The sequence below is a fragment of the Pantoea vagans genome (assembly GCF_001506165.1).
Taxonomy (GTDB): domain Bacteria; phylum Pseudomonadota; class Gammaproteobacteria; order Enterobacterales; family Enterobacteriaceae; genus Pantoea; species Pantoea vagans_C.
The window spans coordinates 2,110,034-2,136,208 of sequence record NZ_CP011427.1; the positions used below are offsets into that span (position 1 = coordinate 2,110,034).

General features: G+C 51.2%; 30 protein-coding genes and 1 pseudogene. 3 read left to right on the plus strand and 28 right to left on the minus strand.

The genetic code is table 11. From position 1 onward, the window contains the following. Positions 1-847 precede the first annotated feature (847 nt). The 6 genes and pseudogenes from LK04_RS09725 to LK04_RS20760 all read right to left on the minus strand — a co-directional run bounded on the left by LK04_RS09725 (position 848) and on the right by LK04_RS20760 (position 4,225). Entirely contained in the window at positions 848-1,048 is a 201-nt protein-coding gene (locus LK04_RS09725) for a hypothetical protein (RefSeq protein ID WP_039333592.1), read from the minus strand. 511 nt (positions 1,049-1,559) lie between these two features. Continuing rightward, positions 1,560-1,801: pseudogene (locus LK04_RS20340) on the minus strand (DUF4113 domain-containing protein); the annotation flags it as partial. Between the two features lie 56 nt (positions 1,802-1,857). Next, positions 1,858-2,097, minus strand: a complete 240-nt coding sequence (locus tag LK04_RS09735) for a hypothetical protein (protein ID WP_039333606.1) — start codon at positions 2,095-2,097, stop codon at positions 1,858-1,860. 234 nt (positions 2,098-2,331) lie between these two features. Continuing rightward, positions 2,332-2,514 carry a hypothetical protein gene (locus tag LK04_RS20655; RefSeq protein ID WP_039333590.1) on the minus strand — a complete coding sequence of 61 codons (183 nt, stop codon included), beginning with the start codon at positions 2,512-2,514 and terminating at the stop codon, positions 2,332-2,334. A gap of 305 nt (positions 2,515-2,819) precedes the next feature. Further along, entirely contained in the window at positions 2,820-3,275 is a 456-nt protein-coding gene (locus LK04_RS09745; RefSeq protein ID WP_231568879.1) for a tail fiber assembly protein, read from the minus strand. A gap of 2 nt (positions 3,276-3,277) precedes the next feature. Then, entirely contained in the window at positions 3,278-4,225 is a 948-nt protein-coding gene (locus tag LK04_RS20760) for a gp53-like domain-containing protein (RefSeq protein ID WP_052206124.1), read from the minus strand. Positions 4,226-4,357: 132 nt separating this feature from the next. Between LK04_RS20760 and LK04_RS20350 the strand changes: the two genes are divergently transcribed. Next, positions 4,358-4,612, plus strand: coding sequence for a hypothetical protein (locus tag LK04_RS20350; protein ID WP_231568878.1), 255 nt, complete (start codon positions 4,358-4,360; stop codon positions 4,610-4,612). On the opposite strand, the gene LK04_RS20355 is transcribed toward LK04_RS20350, so the two are convergent. The 7 genes from LK04_RS20355 to LK04_RS09780 are packed head-to-tail and all read right to left on the minus strand — an operon-like array spanning position 4,601 to position 14,117. After that, entirely contained in the window at positions 4,601-5,575 is a 975-nt protein-coding gene (locus LK04_RS20355; protein ID WP_081998113.1) for a hypothetical protein, read from the minus strand. The genes LK04_RS20350 and LK04_RS20355 overlap by 12 nt on opposite strands. Continuing rightward, positions 5,575-8,709: a host specificity protein J gene (locus LK04_RS09755; protein ID WP_052206122.1), complete on the minus strand. Its 3,135-nt coding sequence runs from the start codon at positions 8,707-8,709 to the stop codon at positions 5,575-5,577. The genes LK04_RS20355 and LK04_RS09755 overlap by 1 nt, the downstream gene beginning before the upstream one ends. Before the next feature lie 9 nt (positions 8,710-8,718). Continuing rightward, positions 8,719-9,243 (minus strand): tail assembly protein, encoded by a 525-nt coding sequence (locus tag LK04_RS09760; RefSeq protein ID WP_039333588.1) that lies wholly within the window; start codon positions 9,241-9,243, stop codon positions 8,719-8,721. Next, on the minus strand, positions 9,186-9,911 hold the full coding sequence (locus LK04_RS09765) for a C40 family peptidase (RefSeq protein WP_059109791.1): 726 nt from the start codon (positions 9,909-9,911) through the stop codon (positions 9,186-9,188). The genes LK04_RS09760 and LK04_RS09765 overlap by 58 nt, the downstream gene beginning before the upstream one ends. Next, positions 9,911-10,615 carry a phage minor tail protein L gene (locus LK04_RS09770; protein WP_039330920.1) on the minus strand — a complete coding sequence of 235 codons (705 nt, stop codon included), beginning with the start codon at positions 10,613-10,615 and terminating at the stop codon, positions 9,911-9,913. The genes LK04_RS09765 and LK04_RS09770 overlap by 1 nt, the downstream gene beginning before the upstream one ends. After that, on the minus strand, positions 10,612-10,965 hold the full coding sequence (locus LK04_RS09775) for a phage tail protein (RefSeq protein ID WP_039330922.1): 354 nt from the start codon (positions 10,963-10,965) through the stop codon (positions 10,612-10,614). The genes LK04_RS09770 and LK04_RS09775 overlap by 4 nt, the downstream gene beginning before the upstream one ends. 8 nt (positions 10,966-10,973) lie before the next feature. Continuing rightward, entirely contained in the window at positions 10,974-14,117 is a 3,144-nt protein-coding gene (locus LK04_RS09780) for a tape measure protein (RefSeq protein ID WP_052206037.1), read from the minus strand. Positions 14,118-14,382: 265 nt separating this feature from the next. On the opposite strand from LK04_RS09780, the gene LK04_RS09785 reads away from it, so the two are divergent. Continuing rightward, the gene (locus LK04_RS09785) at positions 14,383-14,589 is read left to right on the plus strand and encodes a hypothetical protein (RefSeq protein ID WP_039330924.1); all 207 of its coding nucleotides are present in this window, start codon (positions 14,383-14,385) and stop codon (positions 14,587-14,589) included. Positions 14,590-14,711: 122 nt separating this feature from the next. Here LK04_RS09785 and LK04_RS09790 read toward each other — a convergent pair whose 3' ends face one another. The 15 genes from LK04_RS09790 to LK04_RS09855 are packed head-to-tail and all read right to left on the minus strand — an operon-like array spanning position 14,712 to position 25,460. Then, complete coding sequence (locus tag LK04_RS09790) at positions 14,712-15,398, minus strand: DUF6246 family protein (protein ID WP_039330926.1); 687 nt, start codon at positions 15,396-15,398, stop codon at positions 14,712-14,714. A gap of 49 nt (positions 15,399-15,447) precedes the next feature. After that, positions 15,448-16,191, minus strand: coding sequence for an Ig-like domain-containing protein (locus LK04_RS09795; protein ID WP_039330927.1), 744 nt, complete (start codon positions 16,189-16,191; stop codon positions 15,448-15,450). Between the two features lie 21 nt (positions 16,192-16,212). Continuing rightward, the gene (locus LK04_RS09800; protein WP_039330929.1) at positions 16,213-16,599 is read right to left on the minus strand and encodes a hypothetical protein; all 387 of its coding nucleotides are present in this window, start codon (positions 16,597-16,599) and stop codon (positions 16,213-16,215) included. Further along, positions 16,596-16,964 carry a hypothetical protein gene (locus LK04_RS09805; RefSeq protein WP_039330931.1) on the minus strand — a complete coding sequence of 123 codons (369 nt, stop codon included), beginning with the start codon at positions 16,962-16,964 and terminating at the stop codon, positions 16,596-16,598. Before LK04_RS09805 ends, LK04_RS09800 begins: the two co-directional genes overlap by 4 nt. Positions 16,965-16,966: 2 nt before the next feature. Beyond that, positions 16,967-17,314, minus strand: coding sequence for a hypothetical protein (locus tag LK04_RS09810; RefSeq protein WP_039330933.1), 348 nt, complete (start codon positions 17,312-17,314; stop codon positions 16,967-16,969). Between the two features lies 1 nt (position 17,315). Continuing rightward, positions 17,316-17,483, minus strand: coding sequence for a 50S ribosomal protein L13 (locus tag LK04_RS20110; RefSeq protein WP_071885741.1), 168 nt, complete (start codon positions 17,481-17,483; stop codon positions 17,316-17,318). Continuing rightward, positions 17,483-17,860 carry a DUF7370 family protein gene (locus LK04_RS09815; RefSeq protein WP_039330935.1) on the minus strand — a complete coding sequence of 126 codons (378 nt, stop codon included), beginning with the start codon at positions 17,858-17,860 and terminating at the stop codon, positions 17,483-17,485. Before LK04_RS09815 ends, LK04_RS20110 begins: the two co-directional genes overlap by 1 nt. A gap of 2 nt (positions 17,861-17,862) precedes the next feature. Further along, entirely contained in the window at positions 17,863-18,264 is a 402-nt protein-coding gene (locus LK04_RS09820) for a hypothetical protein (RefSeq protein WP_039330937.1), read from the minus strand. A gap of 9 nt (positions 18,265-18,273) precedes the next feature. Next, positions 18,274-19,350, minus strand: coding sequence for a major capsid protein (locus tag LK04_RS09825; RefSeq protein WP_039330939.1), 1,077 nt, complete (start codon positions 19,348-19,350; stop codon positions 18,274-18,276). Positions 19,351-19,360: 10 nt separating this feature from the next. Further along, positions 19,361-19,801 (minus strand): hypothetical protein, encoded by a 441-nt coding sequence (locus LK04_RS09830; protein ID WP_039330941.1) that lies wholly within the window; start codon positions 19,799-19,801, stop codon positions 19,361-19,363. A 3-nt stretch (positions 19,802-19,804) separates the two neighbouring features. Beyond that, positions 19,805-21,001 carry a hypothetical protein gene (locus LK04_RS09835; RefSeq protein ID WP_039330943.1) on the minus strand — a complete coding sequence of 399 codons (1,197 nt, stop codon included), beginning with the start codon at positions 20,999-21,001 and terminating at the stop codon, positions 19,805-19,807. 25 nt (positions 21,002-21,026) lie between these two features. Further along, positions 21,027-21,905 carry a phage minor head protein gene (locus LK04_RS09840; protein ID WP_039330945.1) on the minus strand — a complete coding sequence of 293 codons (879 nt, stop codon included), beginning with the start codon at positions 21,903-21,905 and terminating at the stop codon, positions 21,027-21,029. Between the two features lie 4 nt (positions 21,906-21,909). Then, positions 21,910-23,376, minus strand: a complete 1,467-nt coding sequence (locus LK04_RS09845) for a DUF1073 domain-containing protein (protein WP_039330947.1) — start codon at positions 23,374-23,376, stop codon at positions 21,910-21,912. 9 nt (positions 23,377-23,385) lie between these two features. Beyond that, positions 23,386-24,858 carry a terminase gene (locus tag LK04_RS09850; protein WP_039330949.1) on the minus strand — a complete coding sequence of 491 codons (1,473 nt, stop codon included), beginning with the start codon at positions 24,856-24,858 and terminating at the stop codon, positions 23,386-23,388. 2 nt (positions 24,859-24,860) lie between these two features. Beyond that, on the minus strand, positions 24,861-25,460 hold the full coding sequence (locus LK04_RS09855; RefSeq protein ID WP_039330951.1) for a hypothetical protein: 600 nt from the start codon (positions 25,458-25,460) through the stop codon (positions 24,861-24,863). Between the two features lie 299 nt (positions 25,461-25,759). Here LK04_RS09855 and LK04_RS09860 point away from each other — a divergent pair, with 299 nt between their 5' ends. Next, positions 25,760-26,095 carry an RrF2 family transcriptional regulator gene (locus tag LK04_RS09860; RefSeq protein ID WP_052206038.1) on the plus strand — a complete coding sequence of 112 codons (336 nt, stop codon included), beginning with the start codon at positions 25,760-25,762 and terminating at the stop codon, positions 26,093-26,095. Positions 26,096-26,175 lie beyond the last annotated feature (80 nt).

Below are 26,175 nucleotides of genomic sequence, written 5' to 3' on the forward strand. Positions count from 1 at the left end.
CGGAACTACCAACACTCCATTGATATGTCAGGCATTTAATTATTGCCGCCCGGACTCCATTGCTCCGGGCTTTTTTTGTGCCAAAAACGGTTACACCTGTATTCAGGCTTACCGGAGATTAATTGACTTCAGCCTTCCTAATATTTCTAATTACATTCCAGAATTAACACTTTACTTACAAAGGTTAATTTTTGTTCCTAATTTTCAGACTATTACACTGTAATCAGATAATTTAACGAACCAAATTTTGTTGTAAGAGTGTTACATTTTCCATTCAACATTAGTGATGTGATGTTGTACGTTACAAACTCCAATTTAACGCCCGCTCCATTTTGGAAGCGGGTTTTTTTCGTCTAAGCGGCTCAGATCACAATAATCAACGTAGGAAAGAGCATGATGAATACAAACCAGAAGGTACGATAGTTTCCCCCCAAAGGTTGCCCGCGCTTAATCTCACTAGGATCGCGGGCTTTTTTTGTGTAAGTAGACTAGATTTAAACTGGTACAGTCGGAAACGTGGAGGCGAGAATGCGATATCTTTTGCTGCCAGGTATTACTACGATTTTGCTAGTAGTTGTTGTGTTTCTGATGCAAGCACACTGGAGTCCCATGCTGTGATGACCGACCCCATCACAGCAGGCCAATAAGAACTATAAAAGATTACGCTGAACTCTCCGCACAGGGTGAACTCAAGGCACCCTGTGCTTTTTTTTATAGGCATCCTAGCAAATTAAAAGCCTCATGCTATTTTTACACTGTCCCGTTCCAAACGGTATGACATCAGTTGCAGGCATAATATTTGCCGCCCGGATTACTTTGCTCCGGGCCTTTTTTGCACAGAAGTGATTCAACGGTTGTGCTGACGCAGCAAGTCCAAGACAACATCTACAGCTAAGTGGTAGTCATCTCCTTCAAAATTTTGCTTTACAACTTCTGTCAGAGAATCCTTAGTAAGCTCTTTTTGCTCTTCAAGAATGCACATGAGGGCCCCGCCTAATACCCCAATTACACGTGAGTGAAGATTTTCAAAATACTTTGCATCCTTCATGGCGCACTCCGAGAATGAGAATTGTCTTAATCATTCTATATCATCCTGTAAAGAGTGAATTTTTGATTGGTCTCATCAGCAAAAAATAAAAGGCATACTAATATTCTTAAGTCCTGACTGCTTCCCCGTAGTTGAGGTCATGCTCTTACTCTTAATGGAAATGTTTGGCATAAACTGATGCCGCCCGGGTGACTGATGTTTCCCGGGCTTTTTATTTTTAGGCATTAAATTGGTGACCCATCCTGTTCGTGTATTGCGGTAACCTCGTGCGTTACCACTCCTACCACGGCCACATCCTCGAGTTGATCATCATCCAGAGTCAGTCCGTCATCGGTGATAATACGACTGGGATGTAGAAAGGCATGCCCCCATTCGTAATTTCCTGAGAGGTCCAGCAGAACAGCGTCACCATTCTGCGGTCGCCGCTTCTCGTCTACGATGCAACTTCGCCCATTCCACTCCACCAGGTAACAGGTACTGCTGGTTGTCATCAATTTCTGAACCGGGAGAGTCACCTCGCAACCGGCAGATCCGAATATCGAGTAGTGTAAGCCGGGGACAACATTTCCCTCTTCATTGCCCACGCTTTCTGAGTACTCTGCCCTGCGAACCATATTTCCCCCTTCCCGCTCTGCTTAAGGCCGTCTACTAAACGCCAAACTTCTGGCTTGTGGTTTGTGGTCGTCTAAGAGATTGAGCTGTGAAATGCCTTGGCTAAAAGTCGCCGAGCATTGCGCCTGCTTTCGTATAGCGCCGGATGAACGATGCGCTGAAGACATAGCACGAGTCCACATCAACCGGCGCGAAAATCACATCCCACCATTGGGATTGAAAACCTGAAACACGCGCTCTTCACCGTTTCTAGGGGAAATGTCGCGGAACGTCGTTGTGTTGGTTTCAATCCACTTATTTGCTTCACTCAGGGAATACTCCCATTTGTAACGTTTAAGCACTGCAACAAAGTCGACTGTACTTATTGTTAAACGGCCCTCTACATCACGTTTAAGCGCCTGCCTGAAAGCCATCTTGATTTCATAGTCACGAGGCATTGTCATTACCATTCAATAGGACTGTATGTGCATACAGTATTATTTGTAAAAAGGAGTCTTTCAAGATCGTTAAGGTGAGGTTTTCGTAAAGCCTTTGGCGCATAACGAGATTTATTTTTTTTAATTGCTCCGTTTTGACAAATCATTTTGGAAACCTAAGCTTTATTAGCAACATACCGTTGCTTTCATGGACTGGGGAAATTATGAAGAAGTTTTTAAGCGGATTAATCATTATTACAGGCCTTGTGACGCTGGCAGGATGCCATCATGAAAGCCCTGCTGTAGGCCATGATGGTCGACCACATGCACCAAGCGGCGAATCAGTACCTGGCGGCCCGCTGGGCAAAGGCCCGGCTGGTCAACCACAGAGTTAGTCAGTGCCCGGCCACTGTGCCGGGCTTTTTTATGCTCCAGCACAGAACAATCCTAACCTCACTTTTGTAAGACCATTCCCACATCACTGCACTTCACACAGTTTTAGCCTAATAGAGCTACACGCATACAGGATGTTGCGCGTTAGCGTACGAGTTTGCAGGTTAACCCTGCCATGAAACACTTTGCCCGCCGCTGAGCGGGCTTTTTTATACGTGTTGCATGTAAAGGACGGCGGTAAAGAATTTTAAGTGGAGAGGATTGGAGTGAGCGACTAACCTTTGATCACCCACCCCGTAGTCTGCTTTAAGACGGGCGCGGTACATATCTGCCCCGTCGCCGGGGCTTTTTTACGCAGTTGGCTTTATCGGCCACTGAATATTAGGTGCATCACTGATGTTGGTATCGTTCAGAACGTCAATGTAATCCATCCATGCATTAAGTGATTCAGTCTCAGCATCGCTAAGTTTGCGGCCCATCAAAAGCTTGGTCTGCCATACAGTGATGGCTTGAGTGGCTTCATCAAGTAAGCTCTTCCGTTCAGACGTGGCAATCGCCTGATAATCAGGAGGAGGTATTAGCTCAAGCCGAGGTCCCTTTTCGTCAAAAATCTGATAATATCCAGCAGGGCAATTCCAAAAATTTCGGTACTCTTCGATGTTCATTTCAACCAAATCATCAGGTTTTTCTAGGTATGTATCCATTGCGGAAGCCAAATAAAAACCGCCTTTTTCGATGCTGAAATAATACATTTCGACAAACTCAGATTCTGCATTGCTCTCGTTAAATTCCTTCGCTTCTGCCATTTTCAATATCCAATTGCAATAAAGTTTATACGACAAGCACTACTAACCTGATCTTTAACGTGAATGTCAAAGCTTGTATTACGAGTGGTCGAGTAGTTTATTATCCAGCAACTTGTTGCACCCGTACTGTCCCCAAGCACCGGGATACACACCATACAAGCCGTTGGGAACGCAGCTGGATAAGTAATAGTCGTTTCGCCAGAAGTGTTCAATGTAACAACAGCTGAGTGAACGAGAACTATATAATTTCGAGTGCTTGTTGCAACAACGAATCGGTTTGTGGCCGGTGATGTGAAGCCCATGTTACTCAATGTTGAGTTCAGTAAGGCTGCTGTAGCGAATGATAATGAACCTAAGCCTGTAATGTTGTTACCACCCATGGCGAGAGCTCCAGATATAGTGCCACCGGATTTCTGAAGCGCCCCCGTTATTCTAGAATCATCGCCTGCAGCCACAGTACCAGAGGCTGTCCCAACATCCTTTGATGACGAATTACCAAGATCACTTTTATTGGCTTTCTCGTCTAGAGAGGACTGAAAACCATTAAATTGGTCCGCAATATAACCCCAGCTTGGACCAGTAAACTTTGTCAGGTCTGGCAATGTTACGGTGACAGAAGTATCGCTGCTGAAAACCTTCTGCCAGTTCACCTTATCAAAGTTAAATCCTCGTATTGCCTTAGCCACATCAGCCGCGACCTGAGCCGTGATTCCGACGAGAGCTGCATTGGGAAGGGCCGTCCAAGCTAATCCTGAAGTAGTTGGTCCATCGTAGGCAGTGGTTAGCGTCAATGCTGTAGCCGAACCAACAGCCTGGACACCAAGTGTATAAGTCACCCCACCAACAACGGCGACCACTAGGTCATTTACTTTTAATTCTGTAGCAAAGTTAGTGCCTGTACCAGTAACGTCGGTTGAACCACTGGTGAGCGTAATAGTACCTGCTGGCATCGTTTCCTCCGGGCAATAAGAAAACCCAGCGCTCAAGCCGGGCTATGTACTCATTTCTGCTCAAATCAAGTAAATAAATCGATCGATAAGATCTAAATCATTCACTTCAATCGAACTGGCTGAGGTGATTTCATGCTGTATACAAAAGAGGAAGGTATTTATATGAAGATGACATTCACTATCTCTGTAGCGTTATTAGCTTTGTCAGGTTGCGCATCTAATACGCCACCAATCTGCTTTAACAAAGCGAAAATCACCAATCGCATATATGACGTTGCTGTATTTAAAATTGAAAACGGTAAATACCTTGCTGGAAATCCATTTCATACATGGGCGGATAAGTCGCAATTTGTCGACACTTCAGAATGCGACAAATTAAACCCCTAATGCCTGCCTGTAATAAGTGTCATAGATAGCTGTCTGTATGACCCCCGGCGGCCCAATGCCCATTCCGGGCGGAGGGCTGTTTCCTGCCGGAACCTGATAGTTTGATTGTCTGTACAAATCCGTCCCATCAGCAGAATACAATCCATTCGACTGAAAGCCTGCGCTGTATAAGTTGTAACGCGTATAGCCAACTTCTGGGTAACCGGGATCGGCAGGGATACTGACCAGTACAGAAGGACCACTTGTGATTGCCATAGGAACTGAATAGGAGCTCACCCCGCCAACTGACATCGCTAATGGGAGGCAGTTTTGGTGCCAGACTATTGTTCCGTTGTCATACATGAAAAAGCCAGACTGAGGTATATTCACCATTACTTTGGAGAAAACATAAATCCGCGTAGCGGTCATAGGTAATGAACCGCCTAGGTTTGACCTGAACTGAAGTGCCACGAATCCATTTTGAGTTGTTTCAGTCCACATAACATGGTCAAAACCTGAAGAGGATATGCTTCTGTGGAACGCTATAAATGGCTGACCAGCAGGCACATTGGTTTGCAGAATCTGGTCGTATGTAGGCGTAAGGTCAACTACCTGACACAAATTAAAAGGAGTAAAGTTAGGTGCAATTTTAAATTTTGGTGGTGATGTGCTGTAGTCATTAAGAACAAATCCAGCGTAATTTAAAATAGATGTCGGTGATGCTGTGACAACCATTTTCACCTGCCCTTCAATTCCAGACCATGACGCTGTCTGGCCTGACATGGAAACTACCGATGTCTTTTGTGTTGTTCCGCTTGATAATGTTCCCCCTATGAGAGAAGCACTGAGCGTAAAGTTAGGGTAACTGTAAGATTTACTGCCTGAACCACTTATAGAAACAATATCGACGATAAAGTTAAAGCCCATGCTATTAAGGACGTCATATGACGTCCCGTTAATAAAAGCAGTGAATCCATTTGCCATTAGCGAGAGGCTCCCATTGAGCAAACAAGCTGACCGCTGGCGTTATACCAGGCCGCGCCCCGGTTATCCACGACAAACCGGCCTTGGCCGGAAACGGGTCCATTTAGCTCGAAAGAGCCATCAGACTTCATAATTGTTCCCATCATTCCCGCCACATAGTTGGCGGAATACCAGGAGCCAATCTTCGCAAGCGTAATTCCGGCGTAATTTATGAAAGCATCATTGATGAACACCTGGCCGTTAACCGCGGCAAATGCCATCTGATAGTTACCCGCCTCACTACCGGTATAGATACCGAACTGATCCGCATTGAAGGCAATGGTGGATTTGTAGGTGCTACCTGATGGCTCAATGCCGATCGCCATACCCGAACTGTAGAACTGGTCGTCACGCTCGATGCCAACCTGCAGCGTATAGAATGCCTTGGCTGTGCCATCGTCCTGAACAACAGCTGTAAGCTTCTCATTAACAGCTGCAGTAAGGTCACCCATCTGGGCCTGTACTTGGGTTTCAAGCTCGGCCATTGCCAGAGATACTGTAGCGATAGTTGTTTTCACTACAATCACGTCAGCGCGAACTTCACCATTAATGGCGAACTGATGGTCAACGATTGAGTTGTTATTGAGGGCGTTCTGCAGCATGCCTTCAATATTGGTGCTGATGTTTCCGGTGAGGTTTTCGAACGCCTCAGAGTTACGGATTCCTTCGTCAATCAGTTCAATCATGCCGGGAATGTCAGATGAAGCCTGCCCTGACACCTGAACGAATGGTGATACACCAAATGCATTTTTGGTGCGCACATACATGTAATACGTATGGTCGGCTTTTAAGCCATGCAGCGTCCACTGAGATGCGCGCCCGAGAAACTGTGCTTCATCATCTACCGCGCCAATGCTGCTGGCCGGTACCTCTCCGGTGTACCAGAACTCGAATGATGTGTCGGTAGTCGCCGTGACATTCATCACCGGAACGATGTCAGCGGAGAAGATTCCAGGCGTCCACTGAATGAACGATGGTGCACCCGGCGCGCCGATCACCAGACTTACCTGTGTCTCAGCACCCTTCATGCCATTCTCATTACGACCGCGCACGCCCAGCGTGTAACTGCCAGCATCCAGCCCGTAAAAGTCATAGCGGAACTGGTCACTTTCATACTGCGCTACAACCTTGCCCTCTGTGCTGTACACATAAAGCTCGAACACGATTTTCTTGGTTAGCGTCGCCGTTTCCCACGTTGCCGTTACCTGCACAGTTTCGGTGTTGGTGTTGATGATCCGTAAGTTTTCGATGTTCGGCACGCGATAGCCATTCAGGGTATCGTTTGGCATTTCGAATACTGCGCCATCATCAACAATCGCCTGCTTGTTCGGGTCGTGCAGAGTGGCAGAGATGCTGTAGACCGAGTTGTTATCGTCTTCTGAAATACCCATGATGCGGAACAGACGCGGCGCCACTTCACCAGTGCTGATCACGAATACAGTGCCGTCTCGTACCCAAGAGGGAGCCGTTTTTAGCGTAATCACGCGCCCCGCAACACTGGCAATCTCGTACTTAACAAATCTCCCGTTAGAGCCCATTAGCGACATTGAATCACCGCCGCCGGCTAACGTTGAAACATCAGCATCCACAGTGATGGTTTTGGCGGCGTGAGAGATGATTCGACCGCCCAAGCGCGTGGCCGCATAGTTGTTATCCATCACCTCAATGATATCTCCGGGAATGAAGCGGATCGCTTCACGCGCCATTTTGAAGGTGATCTTCTTGGTCTCTCGCTTGGCAGTCTCCAGCATCCATTTTCCGGTGCGGTAAGCCTGCCCGCGAGAAGTGCAACCGAAAGCCTCCATCGTGGTTTCGTTGTAGCCGTAGCGGTCGATCATCTCGTCGTCGGAGACGTATTCCTTAACCTGTTCCCAGCCGTTGTTCGGGTCAGTCCAGGAAACCACCACCGCGTTGTAACGTTCTGAGCGCTTCATCGAACTGTAGGTAAACAGGCCGTCTACCACGTTGGCATTGGTGATGGAAGCGACAGGGTCTTGCGGGTTGTCCAACATCACAGAGAAGCGCATGCCGTCCCACAGCGCGATGCCACGGAACATACCGGCAATGTCATCCAACAGGTCGCGGGCGCTCTTCTGCTCAGTGATGTAGGCGTTTAGCGTGAAACGAGGCTCCTGCCCGCCGTAACCGTCATCAACGAGCTGATCGCAGAATTGTGAGAGAATGTACAGGCTGCCGTCATCCACATCGACATAGCCAGCGCGGCGCGCCAGACCGTAGCGGTTGTTCTTCACCAGCGCGCGGAATATCCATGCCGGGTTGTTCGTCCAGGCTGACTTAAATCCACCAAGCCAGATTCCGGTATGAGTGCGGGCGATCGGGTCGTAGTTATCCGGCACATCGACAATCAGGCCGCGCAGGTGGTACGTGCGCGTTGGCGTGTCGGTGTACTGGTCACGGTCAACCACGCATCCAGCAACGGCCGCATATGGGTATGACAGATTGTCATCGGTGATTTCGGTAAAGCTGTTCCATACCGTGCCGTTGTTCAACAGGTCGCTGCTGCTGTCGGCGGTGACGCGGCGCAGGCGAATATCAAAGGGCTTAGTCTCTGGCGCATCAAACAGGTGCGCTTCAAGATATTCTCCTGACTGCTTTCCGCTGATTGTCACCGTCTTCTGTGTCTGCCAGGCACCGTTACCAACACGGGTTTCGATTACCATGGTGACAGCCGTCTCCAGCTGGTTTCCCTTCGTATCCTGCTGAACCAGACCAGATACACCAATGTTCATGCGCACGCGGTCAACATCGGTGTCGGTAACTGTACGCACCAGCGGCGTTCCCTGAGTCACATCGGTATTGACCACCGTTGTCGCTTCAATGGAGTTGAAACCGTTGATCGGTATCTGTGTTGCAGTTCCCGGCCGCCATGCCACGCTCACGCCGTTGATAGTCGCGTTACCTGCAGAATCTGTCACAGGCGTTTTGTTCAGCATGAATGATGAGAGGTGACTTTGATCTACGGGTCCGTATATTGGACCTTCACTGATGAGGTCGAGAACGCGGAGGAATTGCTTTGATTTGAGGTTGTCGTCGATTAGTTTCGGAGTGCTGCCACCACCGCCGCCTGAGCCCATGCTGTCACCTTAGCTGATAGAGATATTCCAGTCCTGATTGTTCGTGGTATCGATACCCAGGCTGATAACATTTGAGCCAACCACCATTTCACCGAGAAGTAGCGGCACCGGCCGCCCCTGTCCGATGCGGTTTTCCGCGCTGGTGAATGAGTTATTCGTGATGGAGTTGGCGTCCTGATCCGCTGATGTCTTCGTCTTCATATGCGAGGTCATGTAGAGCGAATACGCCACTGAGGCAACCGCCACGGCAACCATGATCCATGCTGCGGCCACAGCCGAAATTGAACCCTCCACCACGGGAACGATAAGCACGCGTGCACCGTCTTTAACGTGGCGGTTCATGTGAAATTCGAGGTTGTCGCCGCAGACGTCGCTGCCATCGATGCGCATGCGGATCCGGGTGTTGTAGAAATCGCGTTTGAATGCGGGACACTGCGCCAGCAGAAGGCGTAACCCTTGTGCTGGCGTGTCGACGTTCATTGTGATCTGGCGGAAATGTCGTCGTAAATTCCCCGCAAATCCAAAAGTGAGCATTTTTCGTGTCTCCAGATGGAGTGAATTAGAGGGACGTGAATCTGTCGCAGCGGCTCGCGGCGGCTGAGCTTGCCGTGAACTTCGTGGTGGAGAATGATGTTGTCACCCAGCCAGATCATTGCGTGGCACGGGTCGCATTCAGGGAATGCGCGCCGGATGATTACATCGCCTGGCTGAATGGCGTCGAAGCCAACCTGATGAAATCCGTTGGCCGCGATGTTTTTCAGATAGAGATTTTCACCGCGTACCCACCAACCGTTGGTTCGCTCGAAGTCCGGAAGGTCAATGCCGCAGAGGTGATAGGCATCGCGGAACAGCGTGTAGCAGTCCGTTTCACCGTGCACGAACCGGCGACCAAGCAGATGCGGCACCGGGCGAAACTTACGCAGCCGCCCGCTACTCGCCAGCCACCAATCAATCCCGGTTGCCAACTGCGCTACACGGTCAGCGCCGGATAGCACCAGCTTTGGTTCAGGATGAGAATGAAAAACGGCGGTGATTTCTCCCGCCGCTTCTGCTTCCAGCCACTCTCTGTCATCGATCCGGAAATTGCTCGCCGGATCAGGATGCGAGTTGCAACATCGCCACAGGCGATTGCCATTGATAATCAGCCCGCAAACCTCGTCACCCGATGAGGCGACATAGTTCAGGCATTCAGATTCAAGCATCAGGACACCTTGGCAGAACCGGGATAGCCGCCGTATGGCAGCGCGGAGGGTTTGGCGAATCGTAAACGGCACCCGCTGCGGTGCTTTGAGCACTTATCGCGGGACAGGTCAGATGTTGGATTGTCCTTCTCATCGGCCACCGCGCCGCCGGAATAGCCGCAGCCATCGCCGCGATACACCCACTGGCACACGTCAGCCAGGATGGTGCGCGCCGGGATAATGGCGTTATCACAGTCCACTGGCGTGGCGAGGTTGTAGGTGACAGTCTCGAACGTCTCTTCTGCCATCTCTTCGATGACATAGCGGGAGACAGCTTCCATCGTCGAATCTGCATCAGCATTACCGTTCGGGAAATTCACTGCGTCCAGATGCTTTACCAGTACCTGCCGGCGCGTCACCACGGCGCCCAGCGCATCATCGAAATCGTGGTTGATGCCGGTAATCAGACCGGTGATGTTCGCTACCTTCATCGTCGGGCGCGAATATGTCCCCTCCGATTTAACCTCGAAGCCTTCAACGTCGATCGGATAGGCCGAGTAAGCGCGCCCCTGCCAGATGACATCGTTGTAATAGCCGTTTGTGCCCGCGTGAAAGCGGATAACATCGCCGCCGAACGACTGCAGATCGACTTCAAACAGGTCGAGCATCGCGCCGACATCGGCATCAACGCTTTCAATGATGAGTTCTGCTGGTATGTCTCTCATCGCGGCACCTGCTCAAACGTTCCGGTTAGCGTGTAAACACCTTTGTTCTTCTGCATCGACCAGGATCGGCATACATACAGCCCCTGAATGCCGGTATCAGGTGGCGTCCAGTAGAACGATTCAACAGCCATGCGAGCGACAAGGAAGGCTCGAACTTCCTTTGCCAAGTTTGGCCGTGAGCACTTGTCATCGTCATAGCCAATGAAGGTCAGCGGGTATTTACCCATGAGCGGATTGATACCATTTACCTGTCGCTGTTCGTAACGATCGCCCAACTTCACGACTGTGACATCAGGCGTGTCTTCGCCCGTAAAGCCCGATTGCGGGCTCCATGTGAAAGTTTTTGGCATGGGATGTCCTATTTCTTGCGGGATTGAAGCATGCCACCCGGGCGAGTGCTTTGGTCTTTGATTTGATAAAGCGCCACCTGCTTCATCATGCCTGCCATCTTCTGCATTGTTGCGTCGTCAATGCCGTTGGTCGTCTGGATATGGAAATGCACTTCCTGCTGAATACCGCCGCCGCCATCACTTCCGCCGCCAATATCCTTATTACTGATCACCGACCCGTTATCGCCGGGGATCATGTACTGGTTTCCATTGCTGGCCTTGAAGATTTCAGGCTTACCGCCTTCACCTACCCGGTAGATGCTGTTTCCGTCAACGGGCCCACCTTTTTCTCGGCCGCCGCCGTAGGAAATACTGCTAATTGCGCTGACCATCTGCCCCCCAGCTGCAACTGCCTGAGCAATCGCGGGAATGTTTGCAGGGTATGGAAGCGCCATTGCATTGCCTATGGCGGTTTGTAAGTTAAGTGCTGCCTGAGCAACTGCGAATCCTTTGCTTATGGCGAACATGGCTTGGTAAGCAGCGCTAGACTTACCGGCAGCCTGCCCAATGGCATCTGCGACTGCACCGACAGAGTCAGATGTGGCGCCAAGCAAATTGCTCATGTTCTGTTGGTAGGTCTGCCTTTCAGTTATCGCAATTTGCTCGCGAGCATTGGCAGCCTGTTGCTGAATAGAAGTTTTCGCATCTTCATACAATTGAGCATTTTGAAGGTCAATTGCTTGATAGTTTGCGAGTGCTGCGAGTTTTTTCTGTTCTTGCTGGTCAATCTGAGCAACAGGATCAACAGCTTCGCCAGTAAGCGGGTTAACTGATGCCTTACCAGCTGCCACCTCCTGATTTGCAAAGTTTTGACCCTGTTTGATCTGTGCCTGTTGCTTGAGGGCGTTATTCTGGTCCCATATCTTGGCCGCATACTCTCCTGCCTGAAGAATCTGAGCATCGGTAGCGCTTTTGCTTAGGGATTGTTGTGCCTGGAGAATGGCTTGCGAACGAGAAAGCTCTTTAGCTGAGTCCGCAACCTGATCAGACTTCTGACGAAGTACCTCCAACTTTTGCGCATCTGATTCAGCCTGCGATGAAGCTTTTTTTCCTCCCGCTGCTGAGGATTTTCGCGCGCTGGTATTCTTTTCTGTCGCGGCATATTCGTCTTGAAGTGCCTTAATGCGCTTGCTGTCTGTGATACCAGCATCTTCCGCATCATATTGCGCCTGCAGTCTTGCGCGTGCTTCGCCCTCTAACCTGGATAACTCCAGTTTTCGCTTCGTGGACTTTTCAAGTTTGCTTAGTTCGTCTGCGGCCCCTGCACCAGCTATCTTTATCGGTTGGTTACTTGCCGAAGCATTGGCTTTTGAGATTGCTGCCAAATCTCCTACAAGCGCTGCAGCCTTATTACTGACTGCGTTGATTCCCTCTGCCTGTGCTGCCCAGCCATCGAGACCAAGAAACGAGTAAGTTCTGGCGCGGCGGGCAAACATGTCAGCCGTGCTGTTCAGGTCTGAAATCTGCTGGGTCGCGCTTGGAACCTTTCCAGCAAGCCTGTCGATTGCCGCAGTTATGGAGTCGATAACATGAACCATTCCGGTGCTTGCGCCAGTGGTGTCATTTATCTGCTTCACTAACTCCTGGAATGAAATCGTCAGGCTGTTTGTTGCCTGATCCACGGTGCGCGGTAGCTTTGAGAACTCCTGATTTACCAAACCTGTCTGCGTAATGATGGCATTCAGCGCATCCTCTGCTGATAACTTGCCCTCAAGCATGCGTTTGCGCAGCTCACCAACTGAAATGCCAAGGCCTGCCGCCATCTGGCGCGCTAACTCAGGCATCTGCTCGATGATGGAGTTAAATTCCTCCGCGCGTACCGTTCCGCCTGCAATTGACTGCCCAAACTGGCGTAAAGCGTTAGCCATCTCTTCAGTAGATGAGCCACCAATGCGCCCAATTTTCTGAAGGGTATCTGTCAGTGTGAGGATCTGCGCGTTGCTTGCTCCAGCGCTCTTCAGGGATGAGGTAAGTGTTTCCCAAAGCTTCTCTGTGTCCTTCAGACTGGAACCTGATGCAGACGCGATAGCTGAAAGCGCCTGAAACGTCTCTGCGCCCTCTTTCGCGCTTGAAGACAGTCGATCAATGCGCGCCTGCAGCTGCGTCATTGTGTCTGCAATTTCAAGGAACTGTTTGCCGTACTGAATCAACTGAGAGATAGCGATAGCAGACGCTATTGCTGTCAGCCCGGTTTTCAGCCCGCCCATAATGCCGGTAGATTTCTGCTGAACAACATTAGCTTGGTCTTGGGCCTGCTTCAGGTCATAAAGTTTTCCGGCCAACTCCCCGATTTCTTTACGCTGTGTCGCTGTAGCTGTGGAACCGGCCTGTAAACGTGCCGCCAGCATCGCCGCGCTTCGTGCACCATTCTTTTGTTCTTCAGTGAGAATAGCGATCTGCTGAGTCAGGCTGGAAGAAAGAGAGCGTAGTTTTGCCGCATCATTAGCCTGCTGTGCCGCCTGCTTGGATGCGAGCATAGTGGCGCGCGCTGACGCATCCTGGGCTGCCTTCATGTCGTAAAGCTTGCCGGTTAGTTCGCTAATGCGATTCTTTTGGTCCTGCGTTGCGCCTTCGCCCGCTTTTAACTGTGCTGCAAGGATAGCCGCGCTACGTGATCCTGACTCCATCTCAGTGCTAAACACCGATACGTCGCTTTCCAGTGATGCTATGGCTGACTGAGCGCGCTGCATTGCCGCCGTATTTGCAGCAACTGACTTCGCTGACTCTGCAGCTGCTTCTTTAACGTCGAAAAGCTTACCGGCAAGATTACCAATTTCTTTTGTCTGCGCTTCAGATGCATCACCTGCTGCTATCAATTGTGCAGCCAGGACAGTGGCGCTGCGCGCTCCATTCTGGCTGGCCTCTTCTAGCACCGCGATTTCATTACCTAGGCGCTCCATAATCTTCGCCGCTTGGCTGGCATCGTCAGCGGCGCGGGCCACGGCTTTGCCGGTTTTTGATGCGGAACGCTCAAGCCCATCCATGTTACCTGATGCTTTGTCAGCACCTTTTCCCATGGCATCAAGCGCGGCGTTGGCCTGTGATGATCCCTGCAGAAGCGGGGCAATATCAGCGCCAACCTCGTAGTAAATGTCTCCGACTTTTTCTGACATCACGATCTCCGGGCAATAAAAAACCCGCTCGAGGCGGGTCAGTCACTTTTAGCTTGGGGTTATTATCCCCTGATTGCAGCTATGACTTGGGGGCGCTGTAATTGTTCGATGAGGCTATAGGTTGTGCCCATTAGTCCCAGGACATGCTGTGATAAATACTTGTACCGCGTAGTCGCAGGATGGTGCAAAAGCCTTGACGTTGGGTTGCTCAAAACTTGCTGATCAAGGTATTTTGTATCTAACGAATAATTAATGAGTAGAAACCATGCCAGCGATCAATAAACGCATACAACTTGAATGCATCCTGGATGATATGGACGATGCACAGGTTGAAATTGTTCAACTAAAGATGGTTATTGGTCTGATAATTGCTAAATTGCCACCCGAAAAAAGACAAGAAATTCTTCAGGAACTGCGCAGTTTTGGACTGGGCAATAGCGCTCAAGAGTTCACTCAGTTTGTAGTGGAATGAGATGAAAATCTGAGAACTGATCTTCAATTTGGATGGAAAATATTCCGCCCCGGCAATAATTCTCATGCAGACCAATAACAGGCAGATCTGATGGATGACAACATCCATATGGAAAAGAAAGCTTAATCAGGCGGGCTACTCAGCCTTTTTAACTTTCTATTCTTTCTAGCCAGATAATCATCAGCCACCGCGTCATACTCTTCTTTAGTGAAGCCCTTCTGGTCCGGGAACTTCGCAGCCAGCAGCATCTGGAACTCGGTCATTGTGAGCTTTTCAGCCTCATCGCGAGACAACTCTAATCCGATACGCGCGGCGCTGATGTATTCAAAGGCATTGAATCCTGTCGTAGACTCGCCTCCCTCGTGGCGCTGCAGCTTTCTCACCTTAGCCTTACCGATTATGCCGTGCTGAATGAGCGATTGTGCGATCAGCACCATATCCGACACTGGCATGGCGCCCTTACGGTAAACAAAAGACCAGCGGCCAGTGCGTCCAGGGCGCAACTCACCAACCAATGAGCTGACATTGTCATCACAGCATGCGGAAAGCACATTCATAGCCGAATAAATCACGGGCTTATTAAATTGCGGCCTGCCAATGTACGTCATCAACCACTGAGGGATGCCGCCATAAGCCGCGACAGAGCGCCGAATAAGGGACGTATACTCGTCGTTATGCAGGTCATAAAAGGCCTGAACTATCGATTCCGGATCGCCAATACGCATCATATTTGCGAAGGATGGACGGAAAAAGTAATCATGGTCGCCCATTGAGACCAGGCACTCGCCAATCTCTTTGTATGGTGTCATATGGTCTCCATAAGCATTATCAGGGGCAGCACGCTACCCCTTGGAATGGTTACGAAGCGGTAACCGTTACTGCGCAATTGGCGGTGAAACTGCCATCGGTAGATGTGAAGGTGATCGTCGCACTACCCGCTGCCACCGCAGTGACAAGGCCTGTATTGCTCACGGTGGCCTTAGTAGCATCTGAAGTTGTCCAGGTTCCGGTGCGGTCGGTTGCATCAGTTGGCTGGACTGCGCCCGTTAATTGGCGCGTAGCTCCAACGGCGAGCGATGCTGTCGCCGGTGCAATAGTCACACCAGTTGCTGGAATGGTCTCGTCGGTGTCGATCACCTGAATGGTACTGGCATCACCCACCTTAAACTCAGTGGTGATTGGCACAATGTCGTTGGTCCCGCCGCTAGAGCTAAGAGCAGTGATGTTCATGTAACCAATGAACGTGATTGGACCGTATTCTAGACGAACCCAAATACCAGGCTGTCGGCGGTTGGAGATCTCAGTGTGGTAATACTTAATCAAACGACCAACGCCATATTGATCAAGCTTGTCCTTCTTACGAACTTCACCCTCAAAACTAATGGTGAAATCCGAGTTGGTTACGATAGTTTCAACATATCCCTTGCCGTCATCAGCATCACTGGTGACACTATTCGGGCTGAAGTCGAAACCTTTTGTTGTACCGGCCGCCAGTGCTTTCCATTCCGATTCCTGCGGCAGCGCATCGCTGCAGCCATCGGCAACTTCAAGCACAACGGCGCCACCGAACAAACGTTCGTTGCTGTTCTGGCATTCAGCCATGTTTTATTCCTCTTTGACGTTTTAGGAGCTGCCGAAAGTGGCAACAAACTGAAGTCGATAGACCAGACGGCCTTCGGTGGTGAGAACGGGAGCAGGTATGCCACCAAGGTTTTGCAGATAGCCGATACAGTTGTCAGACATGGGGTTTCGCTGGACGTAGGAGATGATGGACTGAACCACTTCATCAACTACACCGTTGCCGCCTTTGGCACCGACCACATCCAGAAGGACATAATATTCAGCACCAAGCTGGCTGCGTACCGCGCTACCACCATTTGGGCGAAATACCATGAACTTATCCGATTCTGTACCAGTGTCACTCCAGACAAGCAACTGCGTTTTAAACCCGTCCGTTAGACCTGCATCCACCATGTAATTACGCACGCGCGTATGCATTGGAGGATTCAAAGCACCATCTCCCTTTTGATCGCTGCACTGATGGCATCGCGCGAATCCTCAAAGCCCTTGGACAGAAACTCTTTCTGAGCGGTTGAGCGCTTGAAGTTTTGCGGGATATTAGGGTCGTGAACGTAGACGGCATAGTTGGCCGAATAACCTACGCGACCAACAATGCGTGTTCCGCTCGCAGTCACCTCACGGTACTGGCTATTTAGCAGCGTTGATGTGTCGATTGGGGTGTAGAGTGCCGCCTGAGACGAACCGATGATCAGCACGCTCTGGATGGCTCGCAAAACCCTCCGCCCCTGAATATCATTGATGACTGCATCAAGGTTTCTCTTAGCCTGCTCAACTCCACGTATTTTGATGCCCATGGTCACACTCCCGTGATGACCGCCCAGTCATCAGCAGTACGCTCGAACGTATCGGCGTACTGAATTGACTGCATGATTTCGTCAGCGCCCGCAGCCATGGGGTCAGACTCAGCCGATGCGCCGATCAGGATGTAGTCGCCAGGGGTAGCCAGCGCATATTCAGTCCAGATGGTGTTTTTAACGACCTTCTCTACACCGATAGCGCCGAGGCGTTTAGACAGGCCGCCCTGATAATCACAGGCGATGACTAACGGCTCCGACCATCCAAGCGAATCGCCATACTCATTGAGCCCGAGTCTGCGCCAGACGGTCGCCTGAGCCGTGTAAGACCAGCTCGCTAATGATGACATTTCACGCCCTCCAGCCCAGTACAATGGGCTTTTCAGCGGCAACACGTCTGCAATTGAACACCCACTCACCGCCGCTGTTGATGTAGCCGGTTGTTTCCCGGCCAGTGGACGTTTTAAGCCAGACGCGATCGTAAGGTTTCGGCGGTGATGATGGGGGTTGCCAGTTCATCAGCAGCCCCCGACAACTTCGAAGAAGCCAACCGACACGCCAGAAAGAGGCAGGCCAGCAAGACAGCCGTTCGTATCCCATGACAGCAACTGCCTATACAGGTAATCCGTACCGGAGCTGTCGTAGGTGAACGAGCGTGAAGCGCCAGACGGGGCAGACTGAGAAGCTATCTTTCTGGCACCGGACAGGGCGGCCAGTCTCGCGGCTGCATAGATAAGCATGAGCTTCTGCAGGCTTTCGGAGTAGCCCGCCCCGTCCATACATGTAGACGTGGCGTTTACCTGGTCGAGAAGTAACTGCAGGACAGCATCAGGAACCGTGAAGCCCAATTCAGCCATCAGCGGTTTGACGTCTCCCAGCGTGATTTGGGCTGCCATGGTTATTTCGCCTTCTTGGTTGCTTCCACCAGGTCAGCTTCAGCTTTATCAGCACGGGCTTTCTCGGCTTCCAGTTCAGAAGCATGAGCAGTTTTCAGCTGTTTCAGCGCGGCTGCGTGGGCTTCATCCTTTGCATCTGCATCAGACTGGGAAATTTTCAACTGCTCCAGCGCGACGTTCAGTTGATCCTGAAGCGCAAAAGTGTCAGTGCTATCCGGCGCTGACGGCGTGGCCACTTCGAATACCAGTTTTTCACTGGCCTTCTCTTTGGATGTCTCAGCCTTGCCTTGCTCGACCCACTTTTCAGCGATCGCGCTGTCCACGTCATAAACCTTACCAACCTCCAGTTTCTGGAAGTTGGCACCAGCAAAGAGGTTTGCTGCGATGATCTTTACGAGTGCCATGATCTTTCCTTAGCTCGAGGCGTGGATGACAGAGAAGTGGCCGTTGATGTCCTGCTTAACCATCAGGCCAGCAGCACCCCATGTGCGCCAGATGTAATCGCTGTTGTAGAACTGGCGCGGATCGGCAACAGTGCCGAAAGCCTGACCTACGATTGGGGCGATAACACCGGCCGCCAGCGGAACAATCACGATTTCATTGCCTGACAGTTCGGAATCTTCTTTGATTGCCGAGATACCAGCCAGTTTCGCAATTTCTTCCAGCACGGTTCGCAGAGAGTTCACATCGAAATACTGTTCCCAGTTCGACATGATTTCGCTTGAGACGTACCAGGTCTGCTGACCGTACTGCATGTTTTGCAACTTCAATACATCACGCAGCGCGATAGCGCCCGCACGCATGGCTTTCACATCGGTGCTGGTTGCGAAGTTAACTGTCAGAGTCACTTGGGCGACACGTTCATCGTGGCGTAAGCCCTTCCACGTTTTACCGTCGAAGTTGATGAAGTTGCCCGCCGGATCGCGGAAGCCTTCCCAGATGTAGTCTACATACTGACGGCGAACATCATTCACCGAACCAGCCTGCGCATCAGCCAGAGAAGCCAATGCAGAGCCTTTGTTGAAGACCGGATCACGCCAGTTGAACTTGAAGCCAGAATCATGGATAGGAACCATGGTGCCGTCGAAGGTGTAGGACTTCGCATCAAGTGCCGCACCAATCTGGCCGGACATGGAAGTGTGAGCCCAGCCGCGACCGCCGGTGCGAGCGTACTCATACACTGACTCTTCCAGGCGAACTGAGCGAGACAGCGGCATCAGGTCGTTAAGAAGCGTGAACTCAGTGTTTGGCTCGAACTCAGCCAGAACGGTCTGGTCATACGCGCGGTACAGGCGACGAATATCGTCGACTGCGTTAACTGCATCCAGTTGCGGGGCATTGGCCGCTTCACCACGTACACGGGTGCGGGCAATGAAGTCAGCAGCAGCCTGAGCGCTGGCATTACGGGCAAACTCCAGTTCGCGGAACTGAGCAGTGTTTGCCTCAAGGTTGCGCGTCTCAGTTGCCATTCGGGTGGAGAATACAAACATTCGGTGCTCCTTACTTAATGACAACGCGCAGGAGATCACCTGCAGTCGCGATGGTGGTTGAGCGGTCTTCTTCCACAAAGGCGCGGATAGATTCATCAGCAGCTAACGCTTTTACACGACCATTGGCGATCGACAGCGGTTGGCCCTTGGTGTAGGTGCCAGTCGCGGCCGGCACGTTGAAGAAGACACCAGGCGTTGGGTGCATCGCTACAACCCAATCGCCCGCGGCAATCGTGTCATCAACCGTTTTGCAGCGCAGATAGTCATAGTTAGCCACATACAGGATCGCCTCTTCGTTACCATCTACCGAGGCAGTGAACTTTTTCGTGGTGTTATCGAAGAAGCCAATGGTGCCGGGTTGAGTGTCAGCCGCCGCGGCGCCTTCACGATGAAGTTGCGGATTAGCAAAAATGCCACCCGCATGGATGACGTGCTTTCCATCTTTAGCCATTTCTTACTCCGGCATTTCGCTGAATGAATTGGTGTTGTTTACCTGACGCAGACCGCCGTTCAGACCCGTGGTTGACTGGCATTGCGCATACAAGCCGTCGAGAGCAGCGCCATCGAGGGCATTAACCGCCAGATCTTCAAGCTGGAACTTCGCTTTAACCGCGGCGCGCTTTTCGGTCTTCTCTTTGTCAGAGTTAACGGCGAGGCCGTTTTCAATGGTGCTCAGTTTTTCGGCGAAGGGCTTGAACCATGCCGGAGCCTCTTCGCTGTTAGTGGCGGTTTCTTTGGCTTTGCGGTCAGCCTCTTCTTTATCTTTCTTGGCCTTTTCATCAGTTGCAGCTTTCGCTGTTGCTTCTTCGGTGGCCATCTGGTTGTAAGCGTCCATCAGCTCAGCATCGGACTTACCTTCAACGTCAATGCCTTTCGCTTTCAGCGCATTTGTGATGAGTTCTTTCATCGGGTTTGCTTCCTCTTTGACGGAATTGCTGTTGGCGCTGAAAAACGCCTTAAGCTGGGTAAAAAATGATTTGAGTGCGGGGTCATGCGGTGAATCGGTATCTGGTGAATGGCCTTCCGAAAGGTTGACGACTTCCAGCTCTTGTTCGGTGCCATCGGAGTTGACGAAGATGCCAACGCCCTCTTCTGGCGTCCCAGCCCCAGGTTCATCGAGCAACACGGCAACGTGGTCAAACATCATGTTCGTGGCGATTTCGTTGTATTTTTTGCCCTTCGATTCACCATTTGCAGCTATGCCGGAATAAAGCAGGCCGGTAGAGATGTGAATTGGGTCCACATTGGCTTTGGATGCCATTTCGTCCAAGCGGTTGATCAGGCGCTTGCCATTGTCACTGCCTTCGGCATAGCGGCGGTCAACGTACATGTCGCCAGTGACTTTGCCGTCAACGTGGCTGACGTTCTGGAGCCATGCGCCTACGTGGTAGTTGTTTACTGCGCGGACATCGCGGGCCGATACGTGCTTGCCGTCCACCTTTGGGTGACCGAACGGCATCGGATTTCGCTCAAGCGTGTTAAACGCCTTTTCAATTTCTGCTGCCGGGTACAACTTCCGGTTCATCACGATGTCATCGACAACGGGCGTGATTCCGCGAACCACAATATGTGGCTTCCCGTCGATGGTTTCAGTGGTGATGTTTGAAGCGGAGTTGACGACGGTCAGCACGTTTACGCGGTTGCGCTTCATGCTGTGTCCTCATGGGGGTGATAGGTTAAGCGGCCTGCTGCCACTCCTTGCGCTCTTTGAGCAGCCTCTCAACAAGGCCGGTATTCACTATCTTGCCGTCATCATCGAGGATGACCGGTATCTGGCTGCAATAGCAGTGATAGCGGTTGCCGTCACGGCTATACCACTCACGCACCTCGTCAACAGTGCGTGTTTTCCCATGCCAGAAAGCATGAGTTGTTCGCGTGGTTGGCTTTAAGGCTGATAGGTGCAGTAACGCGGTATTGAGGCCAAGCCGTTCTTTTGACCATTCTGTTTCATTCCATTGAGCCTCGCGCAAAGCGCCAACCTGCTCGGTCTGCGCCATGTTCTTGGCTCTCGCCATCGATACATCAAGCCGCTTGCTGACGATCCGCGCGGTTTCCCGTGGGTTAATTCCCCGGCCAATCGCATCGGAAATCACGTTAGCCAAGTCACCACGCGCCCTGTCGGATTCGAGTAGCCAGTCGCTGTACGTAGAGACGTAGGCCGCCGCCACCTGATTCTGATAAGCAGGACTGCTTAGCAGTTGCGCCAGCGTGGTCTGCTGCTCATATATCGGAGACTGCACGGACAGATTCGTGAAAGCCTGATGCGTGCCGCGCTCATACTCGTCAGATACGTAACTCAGCGCCCACAGGTTATTACTGCCACCTTCGAGCAATGCGTCATCGAGGATGATTTGAATGCGCTGTAACAGGTCAGCCAGTTGGGTTGCCGTCATGTCGTAGACATATGCGCCTGCATTCACCTTGTAGATGACATTGCCGTGCAACGCATGCGACTGTTGGTTGGTGCCACGCTCCCGGCCAGTTAGTCGCTCATCGAACAACTGCTTTAACGCCACCTTGATGCGGTAGTAGCGGTTGACAATGTCGCGGAACATCCTGTTAACTGGCCTGGCGGACTGTGTCGGATCTGCCTTGTTGCGGGGTATTACCGGCGTCCGGATTAGCTGGAGGGTCGTCACTTAGCGGGTCTCCCGGTGGCACCGTTGGCGGCAATTCGTTTTCTGGCAGCGGCTCCAGCTCTCCAACAGCACGAATCTCGTTCTGTTCAATCGCCGGGGTGCCATACGCTGCCTGTGTTTTCTGTGCCACATCTGCCATTGCCTGCATGTTGGCGATCTTCTCTTTCTCGCTCGGGGCGAGTAAGTCAGACCAGGCCAATGTGACTTCGCCGGATGATGGCGGGTCAATTACGCCAATCGTCCATAGACGCTCAAGAAGTGTTGTTACCACTGCGGTCATGAATCCCCAGCGGCGGCCATTGCAGCGCTTAGCCCAGTCGGCTTTGTCTTCATCAGAAGCAAGGCGCCCGGTCTGCTGCCCAAACTGAATGGTGAACGGACATTGAATTGATGCAGCGAACTCGTTGGCGGTGACTGTCCATGTCGGCTGCGGATCGGCTGCGGCCACAGAGAGAACTGATGTTGTGCCTGACTGAGTTACCAGAGCTGAATCAGTGCCGCGGTTAAGCTTTTGCATTTTCTCATTCATCGCCTCGCCGATATTGGCGTATCCAGCTTCTTTAGCCTGGGCGGCAATGGTAGCCATATCGGTCTGAGAATCGAATGCGATGCCGAGCTGGCGGCTGGCGTTTTTTAGGAAGCCTTCAGAGCTGCCCCCGGAGACCTTCTCCAGATCGAGAAGTTTGTTGTAGCCAGCTCGTAAGAAAGGTACGCCTGATAGCATGTTCTCATCTTCTGAGCCTTCACTCAGGATGAGGATCCGCTCAGGGTGCACCGTGACGCCGCGCACTACGCCATAGGTGCCATCATCGCCCACGGGCTGCTCGTTGAAGTTGTAACTGAGCGGCTGGCTGTAGGTTTCCGACATTGTGTCAGTGTCGAAGTTGCCAGGCTTAACCTGCGATTCCCATGCGGGGATTAGCTTAACAATGGCTTTTTCTTTGAGCTTTGCTACGACGTTACGGTCTACCGGCTGGCTCCACTCACGACCATCCCGAAACTGGATGAGAATTGCCGAGTACCGGCCAATGAGGTTGCGGCGATCCGCATCCTTAATTTTTGGCCAGTGCTTCTTCAACACCTTAGTGACCATCGTTTCCCAGGCGGTGGTTTTGGTAGACTCTTTTGCTTCATCGCCATCGATGATGGTTGGATGATCTACCCAGCAACTATCCAGCACTTTATGCACCGCCGCGTGAGCCACAGCGTTACGCTCGTAAGCGCGATAATACTGTTCAAACCCAATCTGGTCGGGATAACCGAATTCGTCCCATAATTTGGTTCGCTTCGTATTACCATTAACCCCGGCATAAAGGGAGCGCAGACGCCCCACGGTAGCGGCCAGCGCGTTTACTAGGAAGCTTTCCCCCGGTTTTAATTCACTCACTGGTGCTCCTTAGAAGAAGATTGCGCCGACTGACTTGTGGTTGTTCTTCGCAACAGCGAAGTAGCGGAACCCATCGGAGCCGTGTGATGTGTGATCGTGAAGTGGCTTGTCTTTCCAGCAGCCGCGTTTGTCGTCCCACTCTTTGCGATAGCCTTCGAGATGGGTGATACCTTCTGAGCACTTTTCTTCGTCGAATACGCACTTAGGCAGGATTTCACGCACGGACTCAATGCCGGTATCAACACCAGTTTTCGGCACAACTTTGAATGTCATGGAATATGTCTGACCGTCGATTTCGTATCCTTCACGCGCCAACTCTTTGCGGGATTTGGCATCTGATCCAAACTCACGGTTTTCGATATCGTGCGGCCCCCAGTGCTCACCGTACTCATAGCCACGATCTTTCAGCACCTTCATGTAATGGCGCAGACCTTCACCGCTGTTCTCGTAGTAGTCGATGACATGAAATTCCTCGCCAACTTCGCGTACGAACCAGATAGCCGTTGAGTCACCCACGCCGATATCCCAGAACGTGTGAACCGGCAGGTGTGAGTTATCAGGCAAGGTGCCAATGCGTTTGTTGGTATAGAGCCAGCGAAACTGCTTGGCGTAGTACGCGCCCTCGACAGATTGCTGGAATGCTTCAGCGGGTATCGTTGGATACTCGCGCTTCATGTCATCGCCGAGCGTCTTCTCTTTGGCGTAGTACCAGGCTCTCTGGCGCTCGTTGAGGATGACTCCGTGCTTGGCTTCCATCTCATCGAAATAATCAACCAGGCGCTGAGGTAACGCCTCTACCGGGTCGATTGCATAGAGAGGATTCTTCCACCAAGAGAAGAAGAAAAACTTCCAGTCGAGGTTTGATAGCTGCTTACCCTGCAGCTGAGCTTTCTCTGCTGTCTGGCAGTAATCGAAGAAGTAACTGGCACGACCTTCAGCTGTGCTTTCGATGGTGGTGAAGCAATCGCTTGATACCGCCTCAAAGGCACCGGTGACAATCTCGCGAGCTTTTTCAGGAAATTTGGCGCATATCTTCCCGAACTCTGACACGTGCAGGAAACGCAGCGTTCCGCCACGGAATGAGGTGCTGACGTAGAGTGATCCGCCCTTCTTGAAAACCAGTTCGCCAGCTGAGTCATTGCTCGCAGGATTTGCCGCTCTGATTTCCGCTGGCAGTAGGTCATAGGCATACTTGACCTTTTCGCGAAACAGGCGCTTAGCGTCATTCAGCGTATGGGCGATCAGCGCACACTTCGCAGCCTCGAACAAGGCTGCATCCAACTGGATAATGCAGACTTCGGTGGTAAAGCCAAGCTGGCGCGCTTTGAGGATGATATTGCGGGTGTGCATGCCATTGAAGTATTCAAGCTGCTCCGGCGTCATTTTGAACCGGACTGGCTTACCTTCTTTGTTGGTGATCCAGTAGAGGTTGTTCAGTCGCCAGAGCTTGTCACGCAGAAGCGCGAGGTGTTCTGGCTTCATGGTTACCCCTTGGCTAAATCATCCATCAGATCGGAAAGTTTCTTCGTTGACTCGTCGCCGGTTGGTCCGTCGATATCGTAAGCCTGTCTCTCAAGGCCAATCAGCGTTTTGAGGGTATCGGATAAATCTTTCATCGACTTCACTCGGCCCGGCATGCTGATGACCTTATGATAAATCTCGTTGAGTTTGTCGTAGCCCTTATCATCAGGCTGATACATCAACTCGCCCAACTGCTGAAGCGCTGGCACGTCCGCGCACTCTGCTTCGAGTTCATCAAACAAAGAGTTGGCAATATTTCTTGCACGCCGGATGTCACCGCGATGCTCCATGCGAACGCTGGCTATTACCTCTGCGTTTGCCTCAATTAGTATCCGTTCGTTGGTAGCCGTTTCAGTGGATACCTTTTTGGATACCTCACGTTTGGATACCAGCGCATCAGCTTTGGCTTTTATCTTCGCCTTTAGGTCGCGCTCCCATCCATCGCGTTTGGCACGTTTGTTTATGGCGCCGTGAGTAATGCCATGTTGTGAAGCTATTTCTCGGATAGACATCAAACCAGCACGGTAAGCCAATTCGATGGCCTCCCAATCTGGTGATGCCATATTCACTCCAATAAAAAACCGCCCGTAGGCGGTTAGTTTGTCAGGGTGGGATTCGAACCCACGGTCTTGCAGTATTGGTCACGGCACCACTGCTTGATTCAGCTAGTGTCACGCTTTGTCCCGTCGAAGCTTTCGCTAAGCCATCTCGCGCACCTGACTTCTAAATCATACACCAGCTTCGCACCGTGACTAACAGTTATCCCTTGTCGGTGGATTCAGTCACGCCGCTCCCTGCTGGTCACTTTACCTGACAGCAGTGGTATTCTACTAAAAAGAGAAAATTAACGGGCTTCTAAACGATGCTTACCAGTAAACAGAACTATGCTTTGAAAATCATGATGTCACTGAGTGAGGAAAAAGTTACTCCTGTCAGAGAGTTAATTTCAGAAATTTCAATTTCTGTTAGTTACCTTGAAAGCCTGATCGCAGTGCTCAGGGATGAAGGCTTAGTTAAGAGTATGCCCGGCATGTATGGTGGTTACGCCCTGTCCCGGAGTCCCGCAATCATCACGGTGGCTGATATTTTGGCTGCCTTCATCCAGTCAGCTACTCCTTATCCTGTGGTAAAAGCTCTTACATCCGTTTCGCTTAGAGATTTAAAGGATTCGGCTAAAATTACTAATCTCGAGTCATAGTGGCGTGAATATCATCATTTGCACAGTTCGTTAATTTACTGCTGCAATCCGGCTATTTGCTTTCCGTCCCTACAATTCGA